This window comes from Micromonospora sp. NBRC 110037, from assembly GCF_001652995.1.
Classification (GTDB): domain Bacteria; phylum Actinomycetota; class Actinomycetes; order Mycobacteriales; family Micromonosporaceae; genus Micromonospora; species Micromonospora chalcea.
Genome location: NZ_BBVA01000003.1, coordinates 549,630 through 568,427 on the forward strand (window position 1 = coordinate 549,630; position 18,798 = coordinate 568,427).

The window sequence follows — 18,798 nt, forward strand, 5'->3', positions numbered from 1 at the left end:
GGTTAGGCTCGACGGGTGGCAGCGAGTGAGCAGCCGGCCGAGTCCGCCGGCAGATGGCCGGCCCGCCTGCACGTGGTGACCGGCAAGGGCGGCACAGGCAAGACGAGCGTGGCCGCCGCGCTGGCCCTCGGCCTGGCCGCCGGGGGCCGGCGCACCCTGCTGGTCGAGGTGGAGGGCCGGCAGGGCATCGCCCAGCTCTTCGGCACCGACCCGCTGCCGTACGAGGAGCGGCACCTCGCCGACGCGCCCGGCGGCGGTGAGGTGCGGGCGCTGGCGGTCGACGCCGAGGCGGCGCTCCTGGAATACCTGGACATGTTCTACAAGCTCGGCGCGGCCGGCCGGGCGCTGCGCAAGCTCGGCGCGATCGACTTCGCCACCACGATCGCGCCGGGCCTGCGCGACGTGCTGCTCACCGGCAAGGTCAAGGAGGCGACCACCCGGACCAGCGGCTCGCGCCGGACGTACGACGCGGTCGTGCTGGACGCGCCGCCGACCGGGCGCATCGGCCGCTTCCTGAACGTGACAGCGGAGACCGCCCGGCTGGCCAAGGTCGGCCCGATCAAGACCCAGAGCGAGGGCGTCTCCGCGCTGCTCCGGTCGCCGATGACAGCCGTGCACGTGGTCACGCTGCTGGAGGAGATGCCGGTCCAGGAGACGCTGGACGCAGTCGCCGAGCTGACCCAGCTCGGCTTCCCGGTCGGCCGGGTGATCGTCAACGGCGTCCGCCCGCCGGTGCCGGCCGGCCGGGCCGTGACCGCGGCCGAGCTGGAGCGCGGGCTGGCCGCCGCCGGCCTGCCGACCGACGGCCCGACCGTGGCCGGGCTCGTCGAGGAGGCCCACGACCAGCAGGTACGCCGAGAGCTGGAGGACTCGCTCCGGGGCGACCTGGTGGAGCTGGGCCTGCCCATGATCGAACTGCCGCTGCTGCCCGGAGGAGTCGACCGGGCCGGGTTGGAGGCGCTCGCCGAGACCCTCGTCCGGGCGGATTGACTCACACCTGCGACCGGCACGGAGCAGAGTGCCCCTCGGGACCGATACGCTCGATTGGTGCCTTCCGAAGACGCGGCGCCTCCGCTTGACGTCGACCAGATCCTCGCCGACGACGGTGTACGGATCGTGGTCTGCTGCGGGGCGGGCGGCGTGGGCAAGACGACCACCGCCGCGGCGCTGGCGCTGCGCGCGGCCGAGCGGCACGGCCGCCGGACCGTGGTGCTCACCATCGACCCGGCCCGCCGGCTGGCGCAGTCGCTCGGCCTGACCGAGCTGGACAACACACCCCGCCAGGTCAAGGGCATCGACGTCGAGGCCAGCGGCGGCGAGCTGCACGCCATGATGCTGGACATGAAGCGCACGTTCGACGACGTGGTGCTCCAGCACACCGACCCGGCGAAGGCCGCGGAGATCTTCGCCAACCCGTTCTACCAGGCCATGAGTTCCACCTTCGCCGGCACGCAGGAGTACATGGCGATGGAGAAGCTGGGCCAGTTGCACGCCCGGGGCGAGTGGGACCTGATCGTGGTGGACACGCCGCCGTCTCGGTCCGCGCTCGACTTCCTGGACGCTCCGGCCCGCCTGTCCCGATTCCTCGACGGCCGCATGCTGCGGCTGCTGCTGGCCCCGGCGCGCACCGGCGGACGGAGCATGTTCAACCTGGTGACGGCGAGCTTCGGGATGTTCTCCAAGGTGGTGCAGAAGGTGCTCGGCGCCCAACTGCTCACCGACCTGTCCGGCTTCGTCGCGGCCCTCGACTCGATGTTCGGCGGGTTCCGGCAGCGGGCCGAGCAGACGTACCGGATCCTGCAGGCCCGGGAGACGGCGTTCCTGCTGGTCGCGGCCCCGGAGCCGGACGCGGTCCGGGAGGCCGCCTACTTCGCGGGTCGCCTGCGGGAAGAGCAGATGCCGCTGGCCGGGCTGGTGCTCAACCGGGTGCACCGGCCGGCGGCGGCCCTGTCCGCGGCGGAGAGCCTGGCCGCCGCGGAGCGGCTGGCCGCGGCGGGCGGGCACGAGGGCACCGTCGAGGTGCTGCGCGCGCATGCCGCGCTGGCCCAGCAGGCGGTACGCGAGGAGCAGGTGGCGGCCCGGTTCACCGAGGCGTTCCCGGCGGTGCCGGCGGTGTCGGTGGCCGCGCAGCCCGCCGACGTGCACGACGTCGACGGGCTGCGGACGATCGGCGAGGCGATCAGCCGGAGCTGACCTGGCGGTCAGGTGGCAGTGGTCACCAGGACCTTGTCCTTGCCGGCCTTCTCCTTGGCGTTCTTCTTCATGGCCGCCTCGAACATCTTGCGCCAGCTGGTCACCTGCGGGTGACGGCGCAGCAACGCCCGGCGCTCGCGTTCTGTCATGCCACCCCACACACCGAACTCGATCCGGTTGTCGAGCGCGTCGGCCAGGCACTCGTACCGAACTGGGCAGCTCCGGCAGATCCTCTTCGCCACGTTCTGTTCGGCGCCCTGTACGAACAACGCGTCCGGGTCTCCGTTCTGACATGCCGCCAGTGACGGCCAGTCAGTGATCATGCCCATCTGTACACGTCCCCCCTTGCAGTACCTACCGACTTCGTGCGAGCAGCCCTCGAACTCCCCCCGGTCGTCCGCGCCGGCCTCCCCAGGGCGGCACGAACGACGCACGGCTGCCTTCGCCGCCACCATCATGCTGTGTAGTCGCCCGATTACGCAACGTTGTCGGCGAAATCCATCATTCCGGACACTCCCGGCTTCCCGGGCTTTCGCCCGGCGTCTACCCCGCCCGGGTACGTGAAAACGCTGCGCCCCTCCCGGGTTTCAGAGAGACTTCCGCCGGATCTCACGCAACCCAGGACCAGGGCTCGTGCGTTTAGCACAACGAGGCCGGCGCATGCAGGAAATGGGGAAAGTTCCCCGCGCGCCCGCCGATCCCTGCTCGCGTACCCTGTCGAGGTGACCTGGATGCGGAAACGTGACCACAACGTGCTGACCAACGCCGCATCGCTGCTGATCTGCGGCCTGTTGGCCGGAGTGGTGGTCGCTGCGGCGGCCTTCCCCGCGGTGGCGATGACCGGACTGGCCGCGAAGGCCGGCTCGGAGACATTCGGCGCGCTGCCCAAGGAGCTCACAGTCGCCCGGTCGCCGCAGATGACCAAGCTGCTCGCGTCCGACGGCAAGACCGTGCTGGCCACGATGTACGACGAGAACCGCAAGGACGTCAAGCTCAAGGACATCTCGCCGCACATGCAGAAGTCCATCATCGCGGCCGAGGACCACGACTTCTACAAGCACAACGGCGTGGACCTCAACGGTGTGGCACGGGCGTTCGTCAACAACCAGGCCGCCGGCTCCTCCCGGCAGGGCGCGTCGACGCTGACCATGCAGTACGTCCGGCTGGCCATCTCCTACTCGGCCACCCACCCGGCCGACGTGGTCGCCGCCACCGAGGACACCAGCGCCCGCAAGCTGCGCGAGATGAGCCTGGCGCTGCAGATCGACAAGGAGCTCTCCAAGGACGAGATCCTGGAGCGCTACCTGAACATCGCCGCGTTCGGCAACGGCGCGTACGGCATCTGGGCGGCCAGCCAGGTCTACTTCAACAAGCCGCCGAGCAAGCTGGACATCCAGGAGTCGGCCATGCTCGCCGGCATGGTGAAGGCGCCCACCGCGTTCGACCCGACCACCCCCGCGGGCTACCCCGAGGCGGTCGGCCGGCGCGACTACGTCATCGACAACATGGTGCAGATCGGGGCGATCACCCAGCAGGAGGCGGACGCCGCCAAGAAGATCAAGCTCGTCGTCAAGGGCAAGCGCACCCCGAACGGCTGCACCCAGACCACCACCCGCTCCTGGGGCTTCTTCTGCGACTACCTCTACCGCTGGTGGCTGCAGCAGGAGACGTTCGGCGCCACCTCGTACGACCGTGAGCGGCGGCTCAAGAGCGGCGGCTACACCATCATCTCCACGCTCGACGTGCAGGCGCAGAAGGCCGCTGACAAGGCCGTCCGCAAGAACCTGGGCGAGAGCAGCAAGGCGGCCCGGATGGTGGCCGCCGTCGAGCCCGGCACCGGCCGGGTACGCGCCGTCGCCGTCAACCGCAACTTCAAGCTCGACGACCCGGACGACCCGCAGAACAAGATCTCCAGCGACCCGGCGAAGGCCAAGAAGAAGATCCGGGGCAACTACCCCAACACGGTGAACCCGCTGATCACCGGTGGCCCCGGCATCGCCGGCTACCAGGCGGGCTCGACCTTCAAGATCTTCACGCTGGTGGCCGCGCTGGAGAAGGGCTACCCGCTCAGCTACCCGATCAACGCGCAGCCCGTGTTCAAGTCGAACTACCCGGTCGAGTTCAACTCGCCGGCCGCCTGCCCGGGCACCAACAAGTACTGCCCGAAGAACGCCAACGCCTCGATGGCCGGCATGCACAACATGTGGAGCGGCTTCGGCTTCTCGGTCAACACGTTCTTCATCGACCTGCAGCAGCGGGTCGGCGCGGAGAACGTGGTGAAGGCGGCGCAGAAGCTCGGCATCTCGTTCCGCTCGTCGAGCGACGCGCAACTTGCCGCCAACCCGCACCAGTGGGGCGCGTTCAGCCTCGGCGTCTCGCAGACCACCCCGCTGGAGCTGGCGAACGCGTACGCGACGCTCGGCGCCGACGGCAAGTACTGCGAGCCGATCCCGGTGCAGGAGATCCGCGGCCCGGAGGGCGAGAAGCTCGACGTCGCGAACCCGCGCTGCGAGCAGCGGGTCAGCACCGAGGTGGCCCGGGCCGCCGTGGACGCCGCCCGCTGCCCGGTGGGTGACCGCTCCTCGACCACGAAGTGCGGCACCGCCACCGCCGGCAACGTCCGCAACATCGTCGACGCGCCGGTGGCCGGCAAGTCCGGCACCACCGACTCGGAGAAGACCTCCTCGCTGGTCGCCATGACCAAGCAGTACGCGGTCGCCGGCATCATGGCCGACCCGGACTGGCCGCAGACCAACCAGAAGATGGGCCACGACGTGCCCACCGGCATCAACCCGGCGGTCTACGAGACGCTGCGGGACGCCATGAAGGGCAAGGACCGGAAGAACTTCACCCCGCCCAGCGGCAAGATCGTCCTGGGTGACCAGCGGTCCATCCCGGATGTGAAGTGCGCGTCCATCGAGAGCGCGAAGTCCCGGCTCAAGGGCGCCGGCTTCGAGCCGGTGGTCTCCAGCAACAAGGTGGCGTCGGACTGCCCGGCGGGCACCGCGGCCGGCACCAGCCCGAACGGGCGCACCATCAAGGGCGGCGTCGTCATGATCGAGGTCAGCTCCGGCAAGGGCGACTCGGACCAGGGCGGAACCGCGACGCCGGACCGACCAGGTGGCCCGGGCGGACCGGGTAACGGCCGACCAGGACGACCGGGGAACTGATCCCAGACGAAGCGACGGCCACCTCCGTGAAGGGGGTGGCCGTCGCTTCGTCTTGTGTCTACGGGACGGTCAGAGGCCCAGCTGGCGGCGTACCTCAGCGGCCACCCGGCCCCCCTCGGCGCGGCCGGCCACCGCGGTCTGGGCGGCCTTCATGGCCGGGCCCATCTGCGCCTTGCCGGTGAAGCCGCCCGCGGCGAGCGCCCCCGAGACCAGCTCGGCCAGTTCCTCGTCGGAGAGCTGCTTGGGCAGGTAGCGCTCCAGCACCTCACCCTCGGCGGTCTCCTTGCCGGCCTGCTCGGCGCGCCCGGCGTCGGCGAACGCCACTGCCGCCTCGCGGCGCTTCTTCGCCTCCTTGGCCAGCACCGCGAGCACCTCGTCGTCGCTGAGCTCGCGCTTTTCCCGGCCGGCCACCTCGGCGTTGCCCACGGCCGCGAGGGCCATGCGAAGCGTGGAGGTGGTCAGCTCGTCGCGCGCCTTCAGGGCGGCGCGCATGTCGGCGGTGAGACGGTCCTTCAGCGTGCTCATGGACGGTGAAACTACCCTGAACGCCATGCGAAAGCGCACACTATTCCGTCTCGCGGCCGGAACCGTCGCCGCCGGGGCGGCCACCCTCGCGTACGCGTCGCTCATCGAGCGCAACATGTTCACCCTGCGCCGGTACGACGTGCCGGTGCTCCCGACCGACGCCGAACCGCTGCGGGTGCTGCACCTCTCGGACCTGCACATGATGCCCGCCCAGCGGCGCAAGCAGGACTGGGTGGCCTCGCTGGCCGCGCTCGACCCGGACCTGGTCGTGGTCACCGGCGACAACATGGCCCACCCGGAGTCGGTGCCGGGCGTGCTGCGCGCGCTGCAACCGCTGCTCGACCTGCCCGGCGCGTTCGTCTTCGGCTCCAACGACTACACCGGCCCGGTCCTGAAGAACCCCTTCACCTACTTCCTGCCGGACCGGGAGTACACCGAGGGCACGCCCCTGCCGTACGAGGAACTACGCGACATCCTCACCGGCGCCGGCTGGGTCGACATGAACAACGCACGCACCTCGCTCAAGGCCGGCGGGCGGGAGATCGAGCTGGTCGGCGTGGACGACCCGCACATCGAACGCGACGACTACGACGCCGTGGCCGGCCCGGTCAGCGGCGACGCGGCGCTGTCGATCGCGCTGTCCCACTCCCCCGAGCCCGCGGTGCTGGACCGGATGGCGGCCGACGGCTTCGGCCTGCTGCTCGCCGGGCACACCCACGGCGGCCAGGTGTGCGTGCCCGGGTACGGCGCGCTGGTGACCAACTGCGGGCTGCCCCGCTCGATGGCGCGCGGACTGCACCGCTGGCCCGGCTCGGACTCGTGGCTGCACGTCTCCGCCGGCCTCGGCACCCACCCCACCGCCCCCATCCGCTTCGCCTGCCCCCCCGAGGCCAGCATCCTCACGCTGATCTCCCGCTGACCCCGCCGCCCGGCGTCCCCGCTTCCCGGCAGATCTTGGTACGCGCCCGCCCCTCCGAGGGCCGGTTCGTACCAAGATCTGCCGCCCGCGCGGGGCGGGGGGGTACCGAGTTTGACCGTGCGGGCGGGTGGGCTACTATTTGTCGGCACGCCTCGGGGTGTGGCGCAGCTTGGTAGCGCGCTTCGTTCGGGACGAAGAGGTCGTCGGTTCGAATCCGGCCACCCCGACCAGAGGTAAGAGGGCACATCCGATCCATCGGATGTGCCCTCTGCGTTTCCCCAGCCGTGATCACCCTCGCAGTAGGATCCCGGCATGCCACGGCCGGTCGTCTTCGACCTCTTCCACACCCTGGTCCACGGCGCCGACGACGAGCGGGACCGGGTGGTCGGCGAGATGGCGCTCCTGGTCGGGGTGGCTCCGGCGGCGCTCGTCGCCGCGTACCACGCGACGTGGCGGGACCGGCTCGTCCGGTGGAGCGCGGAGGAGACCGTCCGCATCCTCGCCGAACGCCTCGGCGGCTCGCCGACGGACGAGCAGGTAAGCCGCGCCGCCGCGCATCGGCGTGCGCTGGCCCGCCGCGTGTTGGGCCGCGTCCCGGTCGGCACCCTGGACGTGCTCGACGCGCTGCGCGAGCGCGGCCACCGGCTGGCCCTGATCAGCAATGCCACTTCCGAGACCGCCGAGGCGTGGGCGGCCGGCCCACTCGCCCGGCGCTTCGACGTCGCGGTCTTCTCCAGCGCGGTCGGGCTGGCCAAGCCGGACCCGGCGATCTACCGCACCGCCGCGCAGCGCCTGGGCGTCGCGCCGGCGGAATGCGTCTACGTGGGCGACGGCGCGGACGGCGAACTGGCCGGCGCGGCGGCGGTCGGCATGACGGTGCTGCGGACCACCGAGCACCAGGACACCGATCCCGGCTGGATCGGACCGGTGATCGCGAACCTCCGTGACCTGCCCACCCATGTGGAGCAAACGGCCTCGACCGAATAGATCGACAGGACTGCCCGAGGCCACCCCGCCACGCGGCGTCGACCCTGCCGCCTGGCAAAGTTATGCGCATGCCGCCGATGATCCGATCCCGCCTGACCGATTGGACCACCGTCGCGCCCCTGGTCGCCGTGCTCGTGCTCGTGATGACCTGGGGACGGGAGCTGCCCGGCCCGCTCATCTTCGTGGTGGCGGCCCTGCTCGCCGCGGCTGTGCTGGCGGCCGTACACCACGCCGAGGTGGTGGCGCACAAGGTCGGTGAGCCGTACGGCTCGCTCGTGCTGGCGGTGGCGGTCACCGTGATCGAAGTCGGTCTGATCGTCACGCTGATGATCAGCGGTGGGGACAAGACGCAGGCGCTGGCGCGGGACACCGTCTTCGCCGCCGTCATGATCACCTGCAACGGCATCCTCGGCCTGTCGCTGCTGCTCGGCGCGCTGCGCCGGCAGGTGGCGGTGTTCAATCCGGAGGGCACCGGAGGGGCGCTGGCGACGGTGGCGACGCTCGCCACGCTCAGCATGGTGGTGCCGACGTTCACCACGAGCCGGCCGGGTCCGGAGTTCTCCCCCGCCCAGCTCGCCTTCGCGGCGGTCGCCTCGCTGGCCCTCTATCTGCTGTTCGTGATGGTGCAGACCGGCCGGCACCGCGACTACTTCCTCCCGGTCACCCAGGAGGGCAGCATCCTCGCCGAGGACAAGACCGGCGACGGCCACGCCGAGCCGCCGTCCACACGTACCGCCCTGGCCAGCCTGGCCCTGCTGGTGGTGGCGTTGGTCGCGGTGGTCGGCGACGCGAAGACGATCTCTCCGGCGATCGAGACCGCGGTCAGCGCGGCGAACCTGCCGCAGGCGTTCGTCGGCGTGGTCATCGCGCTGCTGGTGCTGCTGCCGGAGACGCTCGCCGCCGCCCGGGCGGCCCGGCGGGACCGCGTGCAGATCAGCCTCAACCTCGCGCTCGGCTCGGCCATGGCCAGCATCGGCCTGACCATCCCGGCCATCGCGATCGCCTCGATCTGGCTGGACGGGCCGCTGATGCTGGGCCTGGGCGGCACCCAGATGACGCTGCTGGCGCTGACCGCTGTCACAGCGGTGCTCACCGTGGTGCCGGGTCGGGCCACAGTGCTCCAGGGTGGCGTGCACCTGGTGCTGCTCGCCGCGTTCGTCTTCCTGGCCGCGAGCCCGTAGGCCGACGCGCCAGCCGCGGGCCCGTAAACCGACGCGCCAGCCGCCGGCCGGTGAGCCGCCGGCCAACGGGTCCGTCAGTCGTGCGTCTCCGTGCGCGCCACCTCGGCGAACGCGGCGGTCAGGTACTCGGCGAACGGTCGTCCGGTGACCGCCAGCAGGTCGGCCACGAGCAGCGGCGCGTGCCGGGCGACCGCTGCCGGGCCGGGCGGATTGTCGTCGTCACCGGGGTCGTAGACGCCGAGCGCCCCGGCCAGCAGCACCAGCAGCACGTGCGGGTCGACGTCGGGCCACCAGGCCGCCGCCGACCGGACGCACTGTTCCAGCACCTGGCGTACGTCGTCGCCGTCCAGCCCGTCCGGATGCCCCTCCTCCAGCAGCAGCCGGACCACACCGCCGAGCACCAGCCCGGACCGGTCGGCGGTGGCCAGCCGCTCGACGGCCGGGGCGTACGCCTCGGCGTCGCGGGCCTGCGCGGCGCCCACCGCGTCGGTGGCCGTCTCGGCGATCTCGCGGGCCGGTGCGGGCAGGTGCCGCCAGGTCGTCGTCACCGGGTCAGCATGGCAGAGCACGTGTGTTCGCTCACCTTCCGGCCCAGCGACCGCGTGTGTAAGGGGTAAACGGGTCGCGAGAGTCGTACCCGAAGCACAGAATCCCTGCCATGCTGCGCCGCGCCCTGCCCGCCCGTCCCGAAGCCCGCCGGATCCTGCTCGGCACCCTGTTCTCCGCGGTCGGTCGCGGCCTCACCCTGCCGTTCCTGTTCATCTACCTCACCGACGTACGCGGCCTGACCGACACCCGGGCCGGGCTGGTGATCGGCTGGTTCGGCGCTGTCACGCTGGCGCTCTCGCCGCTGGCCGGCACGTTCATCGACCGCTTCGGCGCGCGCCGGGTCGTGTTGCCCTGCCTGGTGATCGAGGCGATCGGCGTCGGCTCACTGGCGCTCGTCGACTCGACCGCCTCGGCGTTCGGCGTGATGACGCTCATCGCCGTCGGCAGCTCGGCGATCTGGGCCGGGCAGAACACGATCCTCGCCTCGCTCACCGACGACGGCGAGCGGCAGCGCGTCTTCGGGCTCAACTTCGCGCTGCTCAACCTCGGTATCGGCACGGGCGGCCTGATCTCCGGCGCGGTGGTCGACGTGGCCCGTCCGGTCACGTTCGAGGTGATCTACCTGCTGGACGCGGTGAGCTACCTGACGCCGGCGCTGATCCTGCTGACGCTGCCGCACGTGGGGCGCCGGCCGGTCGCGGCCACGGGGGCGAAGGCCGCCGATCGGAGGACCGGCGGCTACCTCACGGTGCTGCGGGACCGGCCGTTCCGCCGCCTGGTCATCTTCGGCCTGGTGCTCACCACCTGCGGGTACGCGCAGATCGAGGTGGGCTTCGCGGCGTACTCGGTGCGGGTGGTCGAGGTGACGCCGCGCGTGGTGGCGTGGGCGCTCGCCGCGAACACCGTCATGATCGTGCTCTCCCAGCTGCTGGTGATCCGGCGGCTGGAGGGGCGCAGCCGTACCCGTGCGCTGGCCACCGTCGGCGCGGTGTTCGCCGGCGCGTGGCTGGTGCTCGGCGCGGCCGGCGTGGTGGGCAGCGGCAACGCGCTGCTCGCGGCGCTCGGCGTGGTGGCCTGCTCGGCGATCTTCGGGTTCGGCGAGACGATGCTGTCTCCGGTCATGCCCGCGCTCACGAACGCGCTCGCCACCGACGAGCTGCGTGGCCGGTACAACGCGATGAGCTCGATGATCTTCGGGATCAGCGGTGTGGTCGGCCCGGTCACCGCCGGGCCGCTGATCGGCGCGGCGAACGGCCGGGTCTGGGTGGCGGTCGTGGTGGGCGGCTGCCTGGCCGCCTCGCTGCTCGCGCTGTCGCTGCGTCCGCTGCTCACCGCCGCGCAGGACGGCCGCCTGACGGCCGCCGAGGCGCCGGAGCCCGAGCCCGCGCGGGCGACCTGACCCGGGACACGTCCCCGGCGGCCTGACACGCGAACGGGCCCCGCAGCATTCGCTCCGGGGCCCGTCTGCGGTGCGGTCGGCGGTCAGCCGGCGGCGACCTCGGTGGTGGTGCGGATCCGGTCCAGCGCCGGCGGGGAGACCGGCGACTTCTCGGTCAGGTACGCGGTGAAGGCGTCCAGGTCGATCTGGCCGGTCACCGCGTTGGTGCCGCCGGTCAGGACGCTGAAGCCGTCACCGCCACCGGCGAGGAAGTTGTTCACGGTGACCCGGTAGGTGGCGGTGTCCGTCACCGGGGTGCCGTTGATGGTGAGGCTGCCCCGGACCACCCGGGTGCCGGCGCACGGCGTGCCGGCCGGCGCGGTGGTGCCGTCGACGTCCACGACGTAGTTGACGGTCGAGGACGCGTAGAGCACACGCGCCACTGTGAACTGCTGCTCCAGCATGCAGTAGAGCTGCGCGCCGGTCAGGTCGAGCGTCACCAGGTTGTTGGCGAACGGCTGCACGGTGAACGCCTCGGCGTAGGTGACCGGGCCGGCGTCGAGGTCGGCGCGTACGCCACCGGGGTTCATGAACGCGGCGACCGCGTTCTGCTCGGTGTCGGTCGCGGCGAGCTGCGCGTCGGCGATCAGGTTGCCCAGTGGCGACTCACCGGTCTGGTACGTCGGCTTGCCGTTGGCGTCGACCCCGGTCTGGTACAGGTTCTCCTGGGTCTTGGTGATCGCCGCGGTGGTCTCGCCGACGACCCGGTCGGCCACCGGGCCGAGCGCGGTCTTGTACCGGTTGATCAGGTCGGTCGAGGGCTTGTCCGGCGCCACGTCCCGGGTGACCACCACGTTGTTCGCGGACGCGCTCACCACGTCGCGGGTACGCGGGTCGATCTTCAGGTCGATCTGGGTGACCAGGCGGCCGAACGAGCTGGCGCTGGTGACCAGCTTGCCGTTGATGTTGCAGTTGTACGCGGCGTGGGTGTGCCCGCTGACGATCACGTCGATGGACGGGTCCATCCGGTTGGCGATGTCGACGATCGGGCCGCTGAACCCGGTGCAGTCGTTGATGCCGCCGCCGTTCTGCACGCCGCCCTCGTGCAGCAGCACGACGATGCTCTTGACGCCGAGCAGGCGCAGGATCTTGGCGTACTTGTTGGCGGTGTCGGCCTCGTCGCTGAACCGCAGGCCGGCGACGCCCTGCTGGCTGACGATGTTCGGGGTGCCCTCCAGGGTCATCCCGATGAAGCCGATCGGCACACCCTTGACGATCTTGATGCCGAACGGCTGCATCAGCGGCAGGCCGGTGGAGGTCTTGAACGCGTTCGCCGAGAGGTACTTGAACTTGGCGCCACCGAACGGGGTGCCGTCGGCGCAGCCGTCCACCGGGTGGCAGCCGCCGCGCTGCATGCGCAGCAGCTCGGCCGCACCCTCGTCGAACTCGTGGTTGCCGACGCTCGCGAACTCCAGCCCGGCGAGGTTCATCTCCTCGATGGTCGGCTCGTCGTGGAACGCGGCGGACAGCAGCGGCGAGGCGCCGATCAGGTCACCGGCGGCGACAGTGACGGTGCCCTTGCCCTGCTTCTTGGCCTCGGCGCGCATCGACTTCAGGTGGCTGGCCAGGTATTCCGCGCCACCGGCCGGCTGGCCGTCGATGGTGCCGCTGGACCCGCTCGGCGGCTCCAGGTTGCCGTGGAAGTCGTTGATCGCGAGCAGCTGGACGTCGACCGGCTTCGGGCGCGCCTCGGCCTGGTCGGGGGTGACGGCGACAGCGGTGAACGCGGTCGCGGCGAGTGCGGCCAGGCCGACTACGGCCCGGCGTCGCATCCCGGTGACGGACATGGAACTCCTCGTGAGATACCGATGCTGGTGTCCGGACGATGGTTCGCCCGGTGGCCCTGGTCCGTGCCATGACAGGGGTCGATCGTGGAAGGCGGCAATCGGGGAACGCCACCCCCGCTCGGGGGTAGCTTCTCATCCACCGGGCCTCAGGTCGACCGGGGTGGCATTCGGAATCGTCGACGTGGTGGGAGACCCGTACCGGTCCGCCGGACGAGTCGGACATGACGGTCTGGTGAATTTCCGCGCGGCGCTCGCTGTCGATGCCCGCGTCGTGAAGGGCGCCGGCTCCCAGGGACAGGGAGCCGGCGCCGACGCTCATGTCACGCGCAATTCCTTGCGCTGGCAACCGTCCTCGCCGGAATCAGCGCCTGGCGGACACCCATCGCGAGCCGAACGGTCGTTCACGTCTGACGGATCGACATCCGCAACGGACTGTCCGAATTCGACCGAAGCCCCGGAGAGCCGGTTCGAAAGCCGGCTGTGGGTGGCGGCGACGAGCCCGCGCAACGCCCGCCGGTTCCACCGCCCGGCGACTCCCGGACGGCCCGCCAGGTAGCCGACGATCCGCGCGGTGTCCCAGCCGTGCGCCTCCCGCAGACCGCGCGCCAGCATCCCGAGATAGAGCGGAGCGGGCCGGGTCCACGGCACCTCCACCGCGCGGTGCGGCGCGGTGAACGTGAGCATCGGCAGCCCTTCGCGGACGCCGACCCGCAGCAGCGTCTCGTAGCGGCCCGGCCCGAGCCTCGCCCGCCCGGTCTCGACCGCCGCGCGGATACCGGCCAGGTCGGCGCCCGGCGGCCGGTACATCTCCTGCGCCGCGATGTCGGCGAACTGCTCGACGGTCACCAGGTAGCCGCGCGCCGCCGCCCGGCCGGGCAGCTGCGGGTCGTAGAACGCCATGCCGCCGGTCCAGGCCCGCGACTCGCCCGCGAAATAGACCCCGCCGGGGATCAGCGCCGGGACGGTCCGGCGCGGTGGCCGGCAGTCCCGGCAGCCGGGGTACGTGCGCAGCCCGCCGGGTGGGCGTCCGCCACGCAGGTACCAGTCGAGCCGGGCGGCGTGCAGGTTCGAGCCGTACGCGACGTACCAGAGCATCGGCGTCGCCGTCAGAACCAGCAGGTGCGCCCGGCGGCGTGGCTGACCTGGACGGTGTGTGTCACGCAGCCGCCGTCGGCGACCAGGTGCAGCAGGAAGGCCGTCGGCTCGGCGACGAACCCCGGCTCCTCCTCGTCGGACATACTCAGGCTCACCTGGATCCACGTGCTCGGCGCGACGGTCAGCACCGTACCGGCGAACGCGCTTGTCACCTGGCGGTGCAGGTGCCCCGCGGCGACGCGTACGACATGGGGGTGCCGGCCGACCACGGCGGCGAGCGCGTCGGCGTCCGCGAGGCCCATCGCGTCCATGCCCGGTACGCCGACCGCGACCGGCGGATGGTGCAGGCACACGACGGCGGGCGCGTCGGTACGCCCGCCGAGCACCCCGTCGAGCCAGGCGAGCTGCTCGTCGCCGAGCCGGCCGCCGGTGCTGCCCGGGGTGAGCGAGTCGAGCACCACGAGCGTCGCGTCCGGCAGGTCGACGTGGTAGTGCGCCGAGAAGCCGCCGGCCAGGTAGGGGGTGCCGCCGAACGTGTCGAGCAGCGACTCGCGGTCGTCGTGGTTGCCGGTGGCCAGATGCACCGGCAGCGGGAACGCGCCGACGATCTCGCGCAGGGCGAGGTATTCGTCCGGCCGCCCGTTGGCGGTCAGGTCGCCGGTGATCACCACGCAGTCGGGCCGGGGACGCAGCGCGAGCACCGTGCCGAGCGCCCGGTGCAGCCCGGACGCCGGGTCGGCCGCGAGCGGGCCGGTGGTCACGTGCGGGTCGCTGAGCTGGGCGATGAGCATCGGCCGCCTCCTCGGGGTGCCCGGGCCCTCACGCTATCGCCACGCGCCCTTCCCGCGCAGGCCCGATCCCGCCCACAGGCTGCGTCCACAGCCTGTGGATAGCACATGTGTACGAAGGTCGGTGACGGTCGCGCTGAGTACGCTTGATCGCGACCTACCCCCTCCGAGCAGGAACGACGTGAATCACGAGCGAGTACTCCGCGACGTCACGGTGCGCCTCCCCACGGCGTCCACCGTCCCGGAGGCGTGCCAGTGGACGGTCGCCGCGCTCGCCCGGCACACCCCGGCGACCGCCGCCGTCCTGCTCCGGGTCCACGACCGTCTGCGCTGCGTCGCCGCCACCGGCGCGTGGCAGGTCTTCTCGCACGTCCCGGCGACCGCCGACGCGCCCGCCCGCCACCGACCCGAACCCTCGGTGGTGCGGCGGGTGTACGCCTCCGGGGTGACCGCCGTCGTGCCCGACGTGAGCGCCGACCCCGACTACCTGCCGGTCCGGCCGGACGTCACCGCCGAACTCTGCGTTCCGGTACGTGACCCGGACGGCCGGCCCATCGGCGTGCTCGACCTGCAGTGGTGCGAGCCCGTCCCGCTCGCGGCGTGGCGGGAGACCGCCGAACTGGTGGCCGACCGCCTCGGCGGGCGGATCGCCGCGCTCGGCGGGTCACCGGCCGAGAGCCGCAGCGAGAAGCTGCTCCGGCACGCCGCCGCGTTCACCGCCGCCCCGACCGACTGGGACCTGATGACCGCCGCGCTCGCCGCGGCCCGGGACGTGTCGGCGCTCTCCGCCGCCGTGCTGGTCCTCACCGGGCGGAGCGGCCCACGCCTCGGCGCGCCCACCGACACCCCCGGCGAGTTGGAGGCACGCATCCGCGCCGAGCTGGCCGAGGCCGGCCCGGCCGCGCTGGACCGCATGATCGACCGGGCCCACCGGTACGGCTCGGCGTACACGCTGGGCGAGGCGGGGCACCCGCCCACCGAGGAGTACCTGCCGCTGACCCGGGCGGGCGCGCGCACACTGGTGGCGGTGCCGGTCGGCACGCCGGCTGCCGGCGGCGTGCTGCTGGTCGCCGACGAGCAGCGCCTGCGCCCCGACCCGACCACTGTCAACCTGATCGAACTGCTCGCCGGGCAGGCGTGGACCTGCCTGGACCGGCTGCGTACGCTGGCCCGGCTGCGCGAGCAGGCCAGCTCCGACCCGCTCACCGGGCTACGGCACACCGGCCCGTTCGGGCAGCGGATCGCCACCGCCACGCCGGGGCGTACCGCCCTGCTGGCGATCGACGTGGACGGGTTCAAGGACGTCAACGACACGTACGGCCACCAGGCCGGCGACCGGCTGCTGGTGGGGCTGGCCCGGGCACTGGAGGGCGCGCTGCGCCAGGGCGACGAGCTGTACCGGACCGGCGGGGACGAGTTCGTGGCGGTGATCGAGGTGAGCCGCCCGGAGGAGGCGGTCCGGATCGCCGAGCGGCTCACCGAGGCGGCCCGCCGTACCGGCCGGACGATCAGCGTCGGCATCGCGCTGCCGCGGCCCGGCGAGTCCCCCGAGCGCACCCTGCACCGAGCAGACCAGGCCCTCTACGCGGTCAAGCGCCACGGCCGAGACGGAGTCCACCTCTCCGCCGCCTGACCCACCTTCTCCCCCGCGATCCCGCGATCTTGCACTTGCGGCCCGAAGCACGGGGCATTTGCCCCTTATACCAGGGCGCGAAGTGCAAGATCGACGGGGCTAGGCGGTGAGTTCCCTGGCGAGGAGTTCGGCGATCTGGGCCGTGTTCAGGGCGGCGCCCTTGCGGAGGTTGTCGCCGGTCACGAAGAGGTCGAGGGCTCTCGGGTCGTCCACCGCGCGGCGGATGCGGCCCACCCAGGACGGGTCGGTGCCGACCGCGTCGATCGGCATCGGGAACTCCCCGGACGCCGGGTCGTCGACCAGGATCACGCCCGGCGCGTTGCGCAGCACCTCGCGGGCTTCCTCGGCGTCCACCTCGGTGGCGAAGACCGCGTGCACGGCGACCGAGTGACCGGTCACCACCGGCACCCGTACGCAGGTGGCGGAGACCTTGAGATCGGGCAGCCCGAGGATCTTGCGGGACTCGTTGCGGAGCTTCAACTCCTCCGACGACCAGCCGTCGTCTGCGAGCGAGCCCGCCCACGGTACGACGTTGAGCGCCAGCGGCGCCGGGAACGGACCCAGCTCGTCGCCGACGGCCTGGCGCACGTCACCGGCGCGGGAGCCGAGCGCCCGGTCCCCGGCGATCTTGCCGAGCTGCAGGTGCAGCGCGTCCACGCCGGCCTGCCCGGCCCCGGACACCGCCTGGTACGACGCGAGCACCAGCTCGCGCAGACCGTACGCGCGGTGCAGCGGGGCGATCGCCACGATCATGGCCAGCGTGGTGCAGTTGGCGTTGGCGATGATGCCCCGGGGCCGGTTGCGCACCTGGTCGGGGTTGATCTCGGGGACGACGAGCGGCACGTCGCGGTCCATCCGGAACGCGCCGGAGTTGTCGACCACCACCGCGCCGCGCGCGACGGCGACCGGGGCCCACTGCGCCGACACGTCGTCCGGCACGTCGAACATGGCCACGTCGACGCCGTCGAGAGCGTCCGCGGTGAGGGCCTGGACGGTCAGCTCCTCGCCCCGGCACTGCACGCGCCGGCCGGCCGACCGCTCGGAGGCGAGCAGCCGGATCTCGCCCCACACGTTGCGCCGGGAGGAGAGGATCTGGCACATCACCGTACCGACGGCACCTGTCGCCCCGACCACGGCGAGGGTGGGCAGCGACGCCACGGCGCGTTACCGCCCGGTGCCGGCGTAGACGACGGCTTCGGTGTCACCACCCAGCTCGAAGGCGTCGTGGATGGCGCGGACCGCCTTGTCCAGGTCGGTGTCGCGGCAGACCACGGAGACCCGGATCTCCGAGGTGGAGATCATCTCGATGTTGACGCCGGCCGCGCCGAGGGCGGCGAAGAAGCCGGCGGCCACGCCCGGGTGCGAGCGCATGCCGGCGCCGATCAGGCTGACCTTGCCGACGTGGTCGTCGTAGAGCAGGCCCTTGAACTTGACCGTCTCCTGGATCTTGCTGAGCGCGGTCATCGCGGTCGGGCCGTCCGCCTTGGGCAGCGTGAACGAGATGTCGGTGCGGCCGGTGCCCTCGGTGGACACGTTCTGCACGATCATGTCGATGTTGATCTCCGCGCCGGCGACCGTGTCGAAGATGCGCGCGGCGGCGCCCGGCTCGTCGGGCACGCCGACGATCGTGATCTTCGCTTCGCTGCGGTCGTGGGCGACCCCGGTGATCAGTGCCTGTTCCACAGGAAGGTCCTCCATCGATCCGGTGACCATCGTGCCGGTGTTGGTCGAGTATGACGAACGGACGTGGATCGGCAAGCCCGCGCGCCGCGCGTACTCGACGCTGCGCAGATGCAGCACCTTCGCGCCGCAGGCGGCCAGCTCCAGCATCTCCTCGTAGGTGATCCGGGTGATGTGCCGGGCGTTCGGCACGATCCGCGGGTCGGCGGTGAAGATGCCGTCCACATCGGTGTAGATCTCGCAGACGTCCGCCTCCAGCGCGGCGGCGAGCGCCACGGCGGTGGTGTCCGAGCCGCCCCGCCCGAGCGTGGTGACGTCCTTGGTGTCCTGCGAGACGCCCTGGAAGCCGGCGACGATGACCACCGCGCCCTCGTCCAGCGCGCCCTTGAGCCGCCCCGGGGTCACGTCGATGATCCGGGCCCGGCCGTGCACCGAGGTGGTGATCACGCCCGCCTGGGAACCGGTGAACGAGCGGGCCTCGTACCCCAGGTTGTGGATGGCCATGGCGAGCAGCGCCATGGAGATCCGCTCCCCGGCGGTGAGCAGCATGTCCAGCTCGCGGCCGGGCGGCAGCGGGCTGACCTGGTTGGCGAGGTCGAGCAGCTCGTCGGTGGTGTCGCCCATGGCGGACACCACCACGACCACGTCGTCGCCGGCCTTGCGCGCGGCCACGATGCGCTCGGCCACCCGCTTGATCCGCTCGGCGTTGGCGACGGAGGACCCGCCGTACTTCTGCACCACGAGTGCCACGACGGTGCACTCCCTCCCAGCGACGACCCTGAGCGTGCCGACGCCGCCGGGTTTCTCGGTCCGGCGGCGCGTGTCAGACCGCCTCAGCCTATCGGGCGGCCCG

At 72.0% G+C, this 18,798-nt stretch carries 16 protein-coding genes and 1 tRNA gene; 9 read left to right on the plus strand and 8 right to left on the minus strand.

Translation table 11 applies throughout. The features are described 5' to 3' along the window. The first annotated feature begins 15 nt into the window (after positions 1–15). On the plus strand, positions 16–990 hold the full coding sequence (locus tag A4R25_RS12550; RefSeq protein ID WP_043327858.1) for an ArsA-related P-loop ATPase: 975 nt from the start codon (positions 16–18) through the stop codon (positions 988–990). Positions 991–1,044: 54 nt separating this feature from the next. Further along, on the plus strand, positions 1,045–2,193 hold the full coding sequence (locus A4R25_RS12555; protein ID WP_174535410.1) for an ArsA-related P-loop ATPase: 1,149 nt from the start codon (positions 1,045–1,047) through the stop codon (positions 2,191–2,193). 8 nt (positions 2,194–2,201) lie between these two features. Here the strand turns inward: A4R25_RS12555 and A4R25_RS12560 are convergent, their stop codons facing one another. Then, positions 2,202–2,522: a WhiB family transcriptional regulator gene (locus A4R25_RS12560; RefSeq protein WP_043327856.1), complete on the minus strand. Its 321-nt coding sequence runs from the start codon at positions 2,520–2,522 to the stop codon at positions 2,202–2,204. A gap of 402 nt (positions 2,523–2,924) precedes the next feature. Here A4R25_RS12560 and A4R25_RS12565 point away from each other — a divergent pair, with 402 nt between their 5' ends. Further along, positions 2,925–5,363 carry a transglycosylase domain-containing protein gene (locus A4R25_RS12565; RefSeq protein ID WP_043330857.1) on the plus strand — a complete coding sequence of 813 codons (2,439 nt, stop codon included), beginning with the start codon at positions 2,925–2,927 and terminating at the stop codon, positions 5,361–5,363. A gap of 69 nt (positions 5,364–5,432) precedes the next feature. Here A4R25_RS12565 and A4R25_RS12570 read toward each other — a convergent pair whose 3' ends face one another. After that, a complete protein-coding gene (locus tag A4R25_RS12570) occupies positions 5,433–5,888 on the minus strand; it encodes a GatB/YqeY domain-containing protein (RefSeq protein ID WP_064446806.1) in 456 nt (151 codons plus the stop codon). 25 nt (positions 5,889–5,913) lie between these two features. On the opposite strand from A4R25_RS12570, the gene A4R25_RS12575 reads away from it, so the two are divergent. The 4 genes from A4R25_RS12575 (at position 5,914) to A4R25_RS12590 (ending at position 8,975) form a co-directional block, all read left to right on the plus strand. Next, the gene (locus A4R25_RS12575; RefSeq protein WP_043327854.1) at positions 5,914–6,807 is read left to right on the plus strand and encodes a metallophosphoesterase; all 894 of its coding nucleotides are present in this window, start codon (positions 5,914–5,916) and stop codon (positions 6,805–6,807) included. Between the two features lie 153 nt (positions 6,808–6,960). Next, positions 6,961–7,037 (plus strand) — tRNA-Pro (locus tag A4R25_RS12580). Between the two features lie 82 nt (positions 7,038–7,119). Beyond that, complete coding sequence (locus tag A4R25_RS12585; protein ID WP_043327853.1) at positions 7,120–7,794, plus strand: HAD family hydrolase; 675 nt, start codon at positions 7,120–7,122, stop codon at positions 7,792–7,794. A 77-nt stretch (positions 7,795–7,871) separates the two neighbouring features. Beyond that, positions 7,872–8,975: a calcium:proton antiporter gene (locus A4R25_RS12590; RefSeq protein WP_043330855.1), complete on the plus strand. Its 1,104-nt coding sequence runs from the start codon at positions 7,872–7,874 to the stop codon at positions 8,973–8,975. 74 nt (positions 8,976–9,049) lie between these two features. Here the strand turns inward: A4R25_RS12590 and A4R25_RS12595 are convergent, their stop codons facing one another. Next, positions 9,050–9,523, minus strand: a complete 474-nt coding sequence (locus A4R25_RS12595) for a hypothetical protein (protein ID WP_223201289.1) — start codon at positions 9,521–9,523, stop codon at positions 9,050–9,052. A gap of 110 nt (positions 9,524–9,633) precedes the next feature. Here A4R25_RS12595 and A4R25_RS12600 point away from each other — a divergent pair, with 110 nt between their 5' ends. Next, a complete protein-coding gene (locus A4R25_RS12600) occupies positions 9,634–10,923 on the plus strand; it encodes an MFS transporter (protein ID WP_064446807.1) in 1,290 nt (429 codons plus the stop codon). Between the two features lie 83 nt (positions 10,924–11,006). On the opposite strand, the gene A4R25_RS12605 is transcribed toward A4R25_RS12600, so the two are convergent. The 3 genes from A4R25_RS12605 to A4R25_RS12615 form a co-directional block, all read right to left on the minus strand. After that, positions 11,007–12,749 (minus strand): bifunctional UDP-sugar hydrolase/5'-nucleotidase, encoded by a 1,743-nt coding sequence (locus tag A4R25_RS12605; protein ID WP_064446808.1) that lies wholly within the window; start codon positions 12,747–12,749, stop codon positions 11,007–11,009. 315 nt (positions 12,750–13,064) lie between these two features. Beyond that, on the minus strand, positions 13,065–13,844 hold the full coding sequence (locus A4R25_RS12610) for a histone deacetylase (protein ID WP_231915504.1): 780 nt from the start codon (positions 13,842–13,844) through the stop codon (positions 13,065–13,067). Between the two features lie 11 nt (positions 13,845–13,855). Further along, positions 13,856–14,635 (minus strand): phosphodiesterase, encoded by a 780-nt coding sequence (locus A4R25_RS12615; RefSeq protein WP_043327850.1) that lies wholly within the window; start codon positions 14,633–14,635, stop codon positions 13,856–13,858. A 178-nt stretch (positions 14,636–14,813) separates the two neighbouring features. Here A4R25_RS12615 and A4R25_RS12620 point away from each other — a divergent pair, with 178 nt between their 5' ends. Beyond that, positions 14,814–16,265 (plus strand): diguanylate cyclase domain-containing protein, encoded by a 1,452-nt coding sequence (locus tag A4R25_RS12620; protein ID WP_064446809.1) that lies wholly within the window; start codon positions 14,814–14,816, stop codon positions 16,263–16,265. 99 nt (positions 16,266–16,364) lie between these two features. Here the strand turns inward: A4R25_RS12620 and A4R25_RS12625 are convergent, their stop codons facing one another. Next, the gene (locus A4R25_RS12625) at positions 16,365–17,423 is read right to left on the minus strand and encodes an aspartate-semialdehyde dehydrogenase (RefSeq protein ID WP_043327848.1); all 1,059 of its coding nucleotides are present in this window, start codon (positions 17,421–17,423) and stop codon (positions 16,365–16,367) included. Between the two features lie 6 nt (positions 17,424–17,429). Continuing rightward, positions 17,430–18,695: an aspartate kinase gene (locus tag A4R25_RS12630; protein WP_030502103.1), complete on the minus strand. Its 1,266-nt coding sequence runs from the start codon at positions 18,693–18,695 to the stop codon at positions 17,430–17,432. Between the last annotated feature and the right edge of the window lie 103 nt (positions 18,696–18,798).

Bases quoted from the DNA above. Each gene is read 5' to 3' on its own strand.
- A4R25_RS12560 (WP_043327856.1), bottom strand. From the start codon at position 2,522: ATGGGCATGATCACTGACTGGCCGTCACTGGCGGCATGTCAGAACGGA.
- A4R25_RS12565 (WP_043330857.1), top strand. From the start codon at position 2,925: ATGCGGAAACGTGACCACAACGTGCTGACCAACGCCGCATCGCTGCTG.
- A4R25_RS12570 (WP_064446806.1), bottom strand. From the start codon at position 5,888: ATGAGCACGCTGAAGGACCGTCTCACCGCCGACATGCGCGCCGCCCTG.
- A4R25_RS12575 (WP_043327854.1), top strand. From the start codon at position 5,914: ATGCGAAAGCGCACACTATTCCGTCTCGCGGCCGGAACCGTCGCCGCC.
- A4R25_RS12585 (WP_043327853.1), top strand. From the start codon at position 7,120: ATGCCACGGCCGGTCGTCTTCGACCTCTTCCACACCCTGGTCCACGGC.
- A4R25_RS12590 (WP_043330855.1), top strand. From the start codon at position 7,872: ATGATCCGATCCCGCCTGACCGATTGGACCACCGTCGCGCCCCTGGTC.
- A4R25_RS12600 (WP_064446807.1), top strand. From the start codon at position 9,634: ATGCTGCGCCGCGCCCTGCCCGCCCGTCCCGAAGCCCGCCGGATCCTG.
- A4R25_RS12605 (WP_064446808.1), bottom strand. From the start codon at position 12,749: ATGTCCGTCACCGGGATGCGACGCCGGGCCGTAGTCGGCCTGGCCGCA.
- A4R25_RS12610 (WP_231915504.1), bottom strand. From the start codon at position 13,844: ATGCTCTGGTACGTCGCGTACGGCTCGAACCTGCACGCCGCCCGGCTC.
- A4R25_RS12615 (WP_043327850.1), bottom strand. From the start codon at position 14,635: ATGCTCATCGCCCAGCTCAGCGACCCGCACGTGACCACCGGCCCGCTC.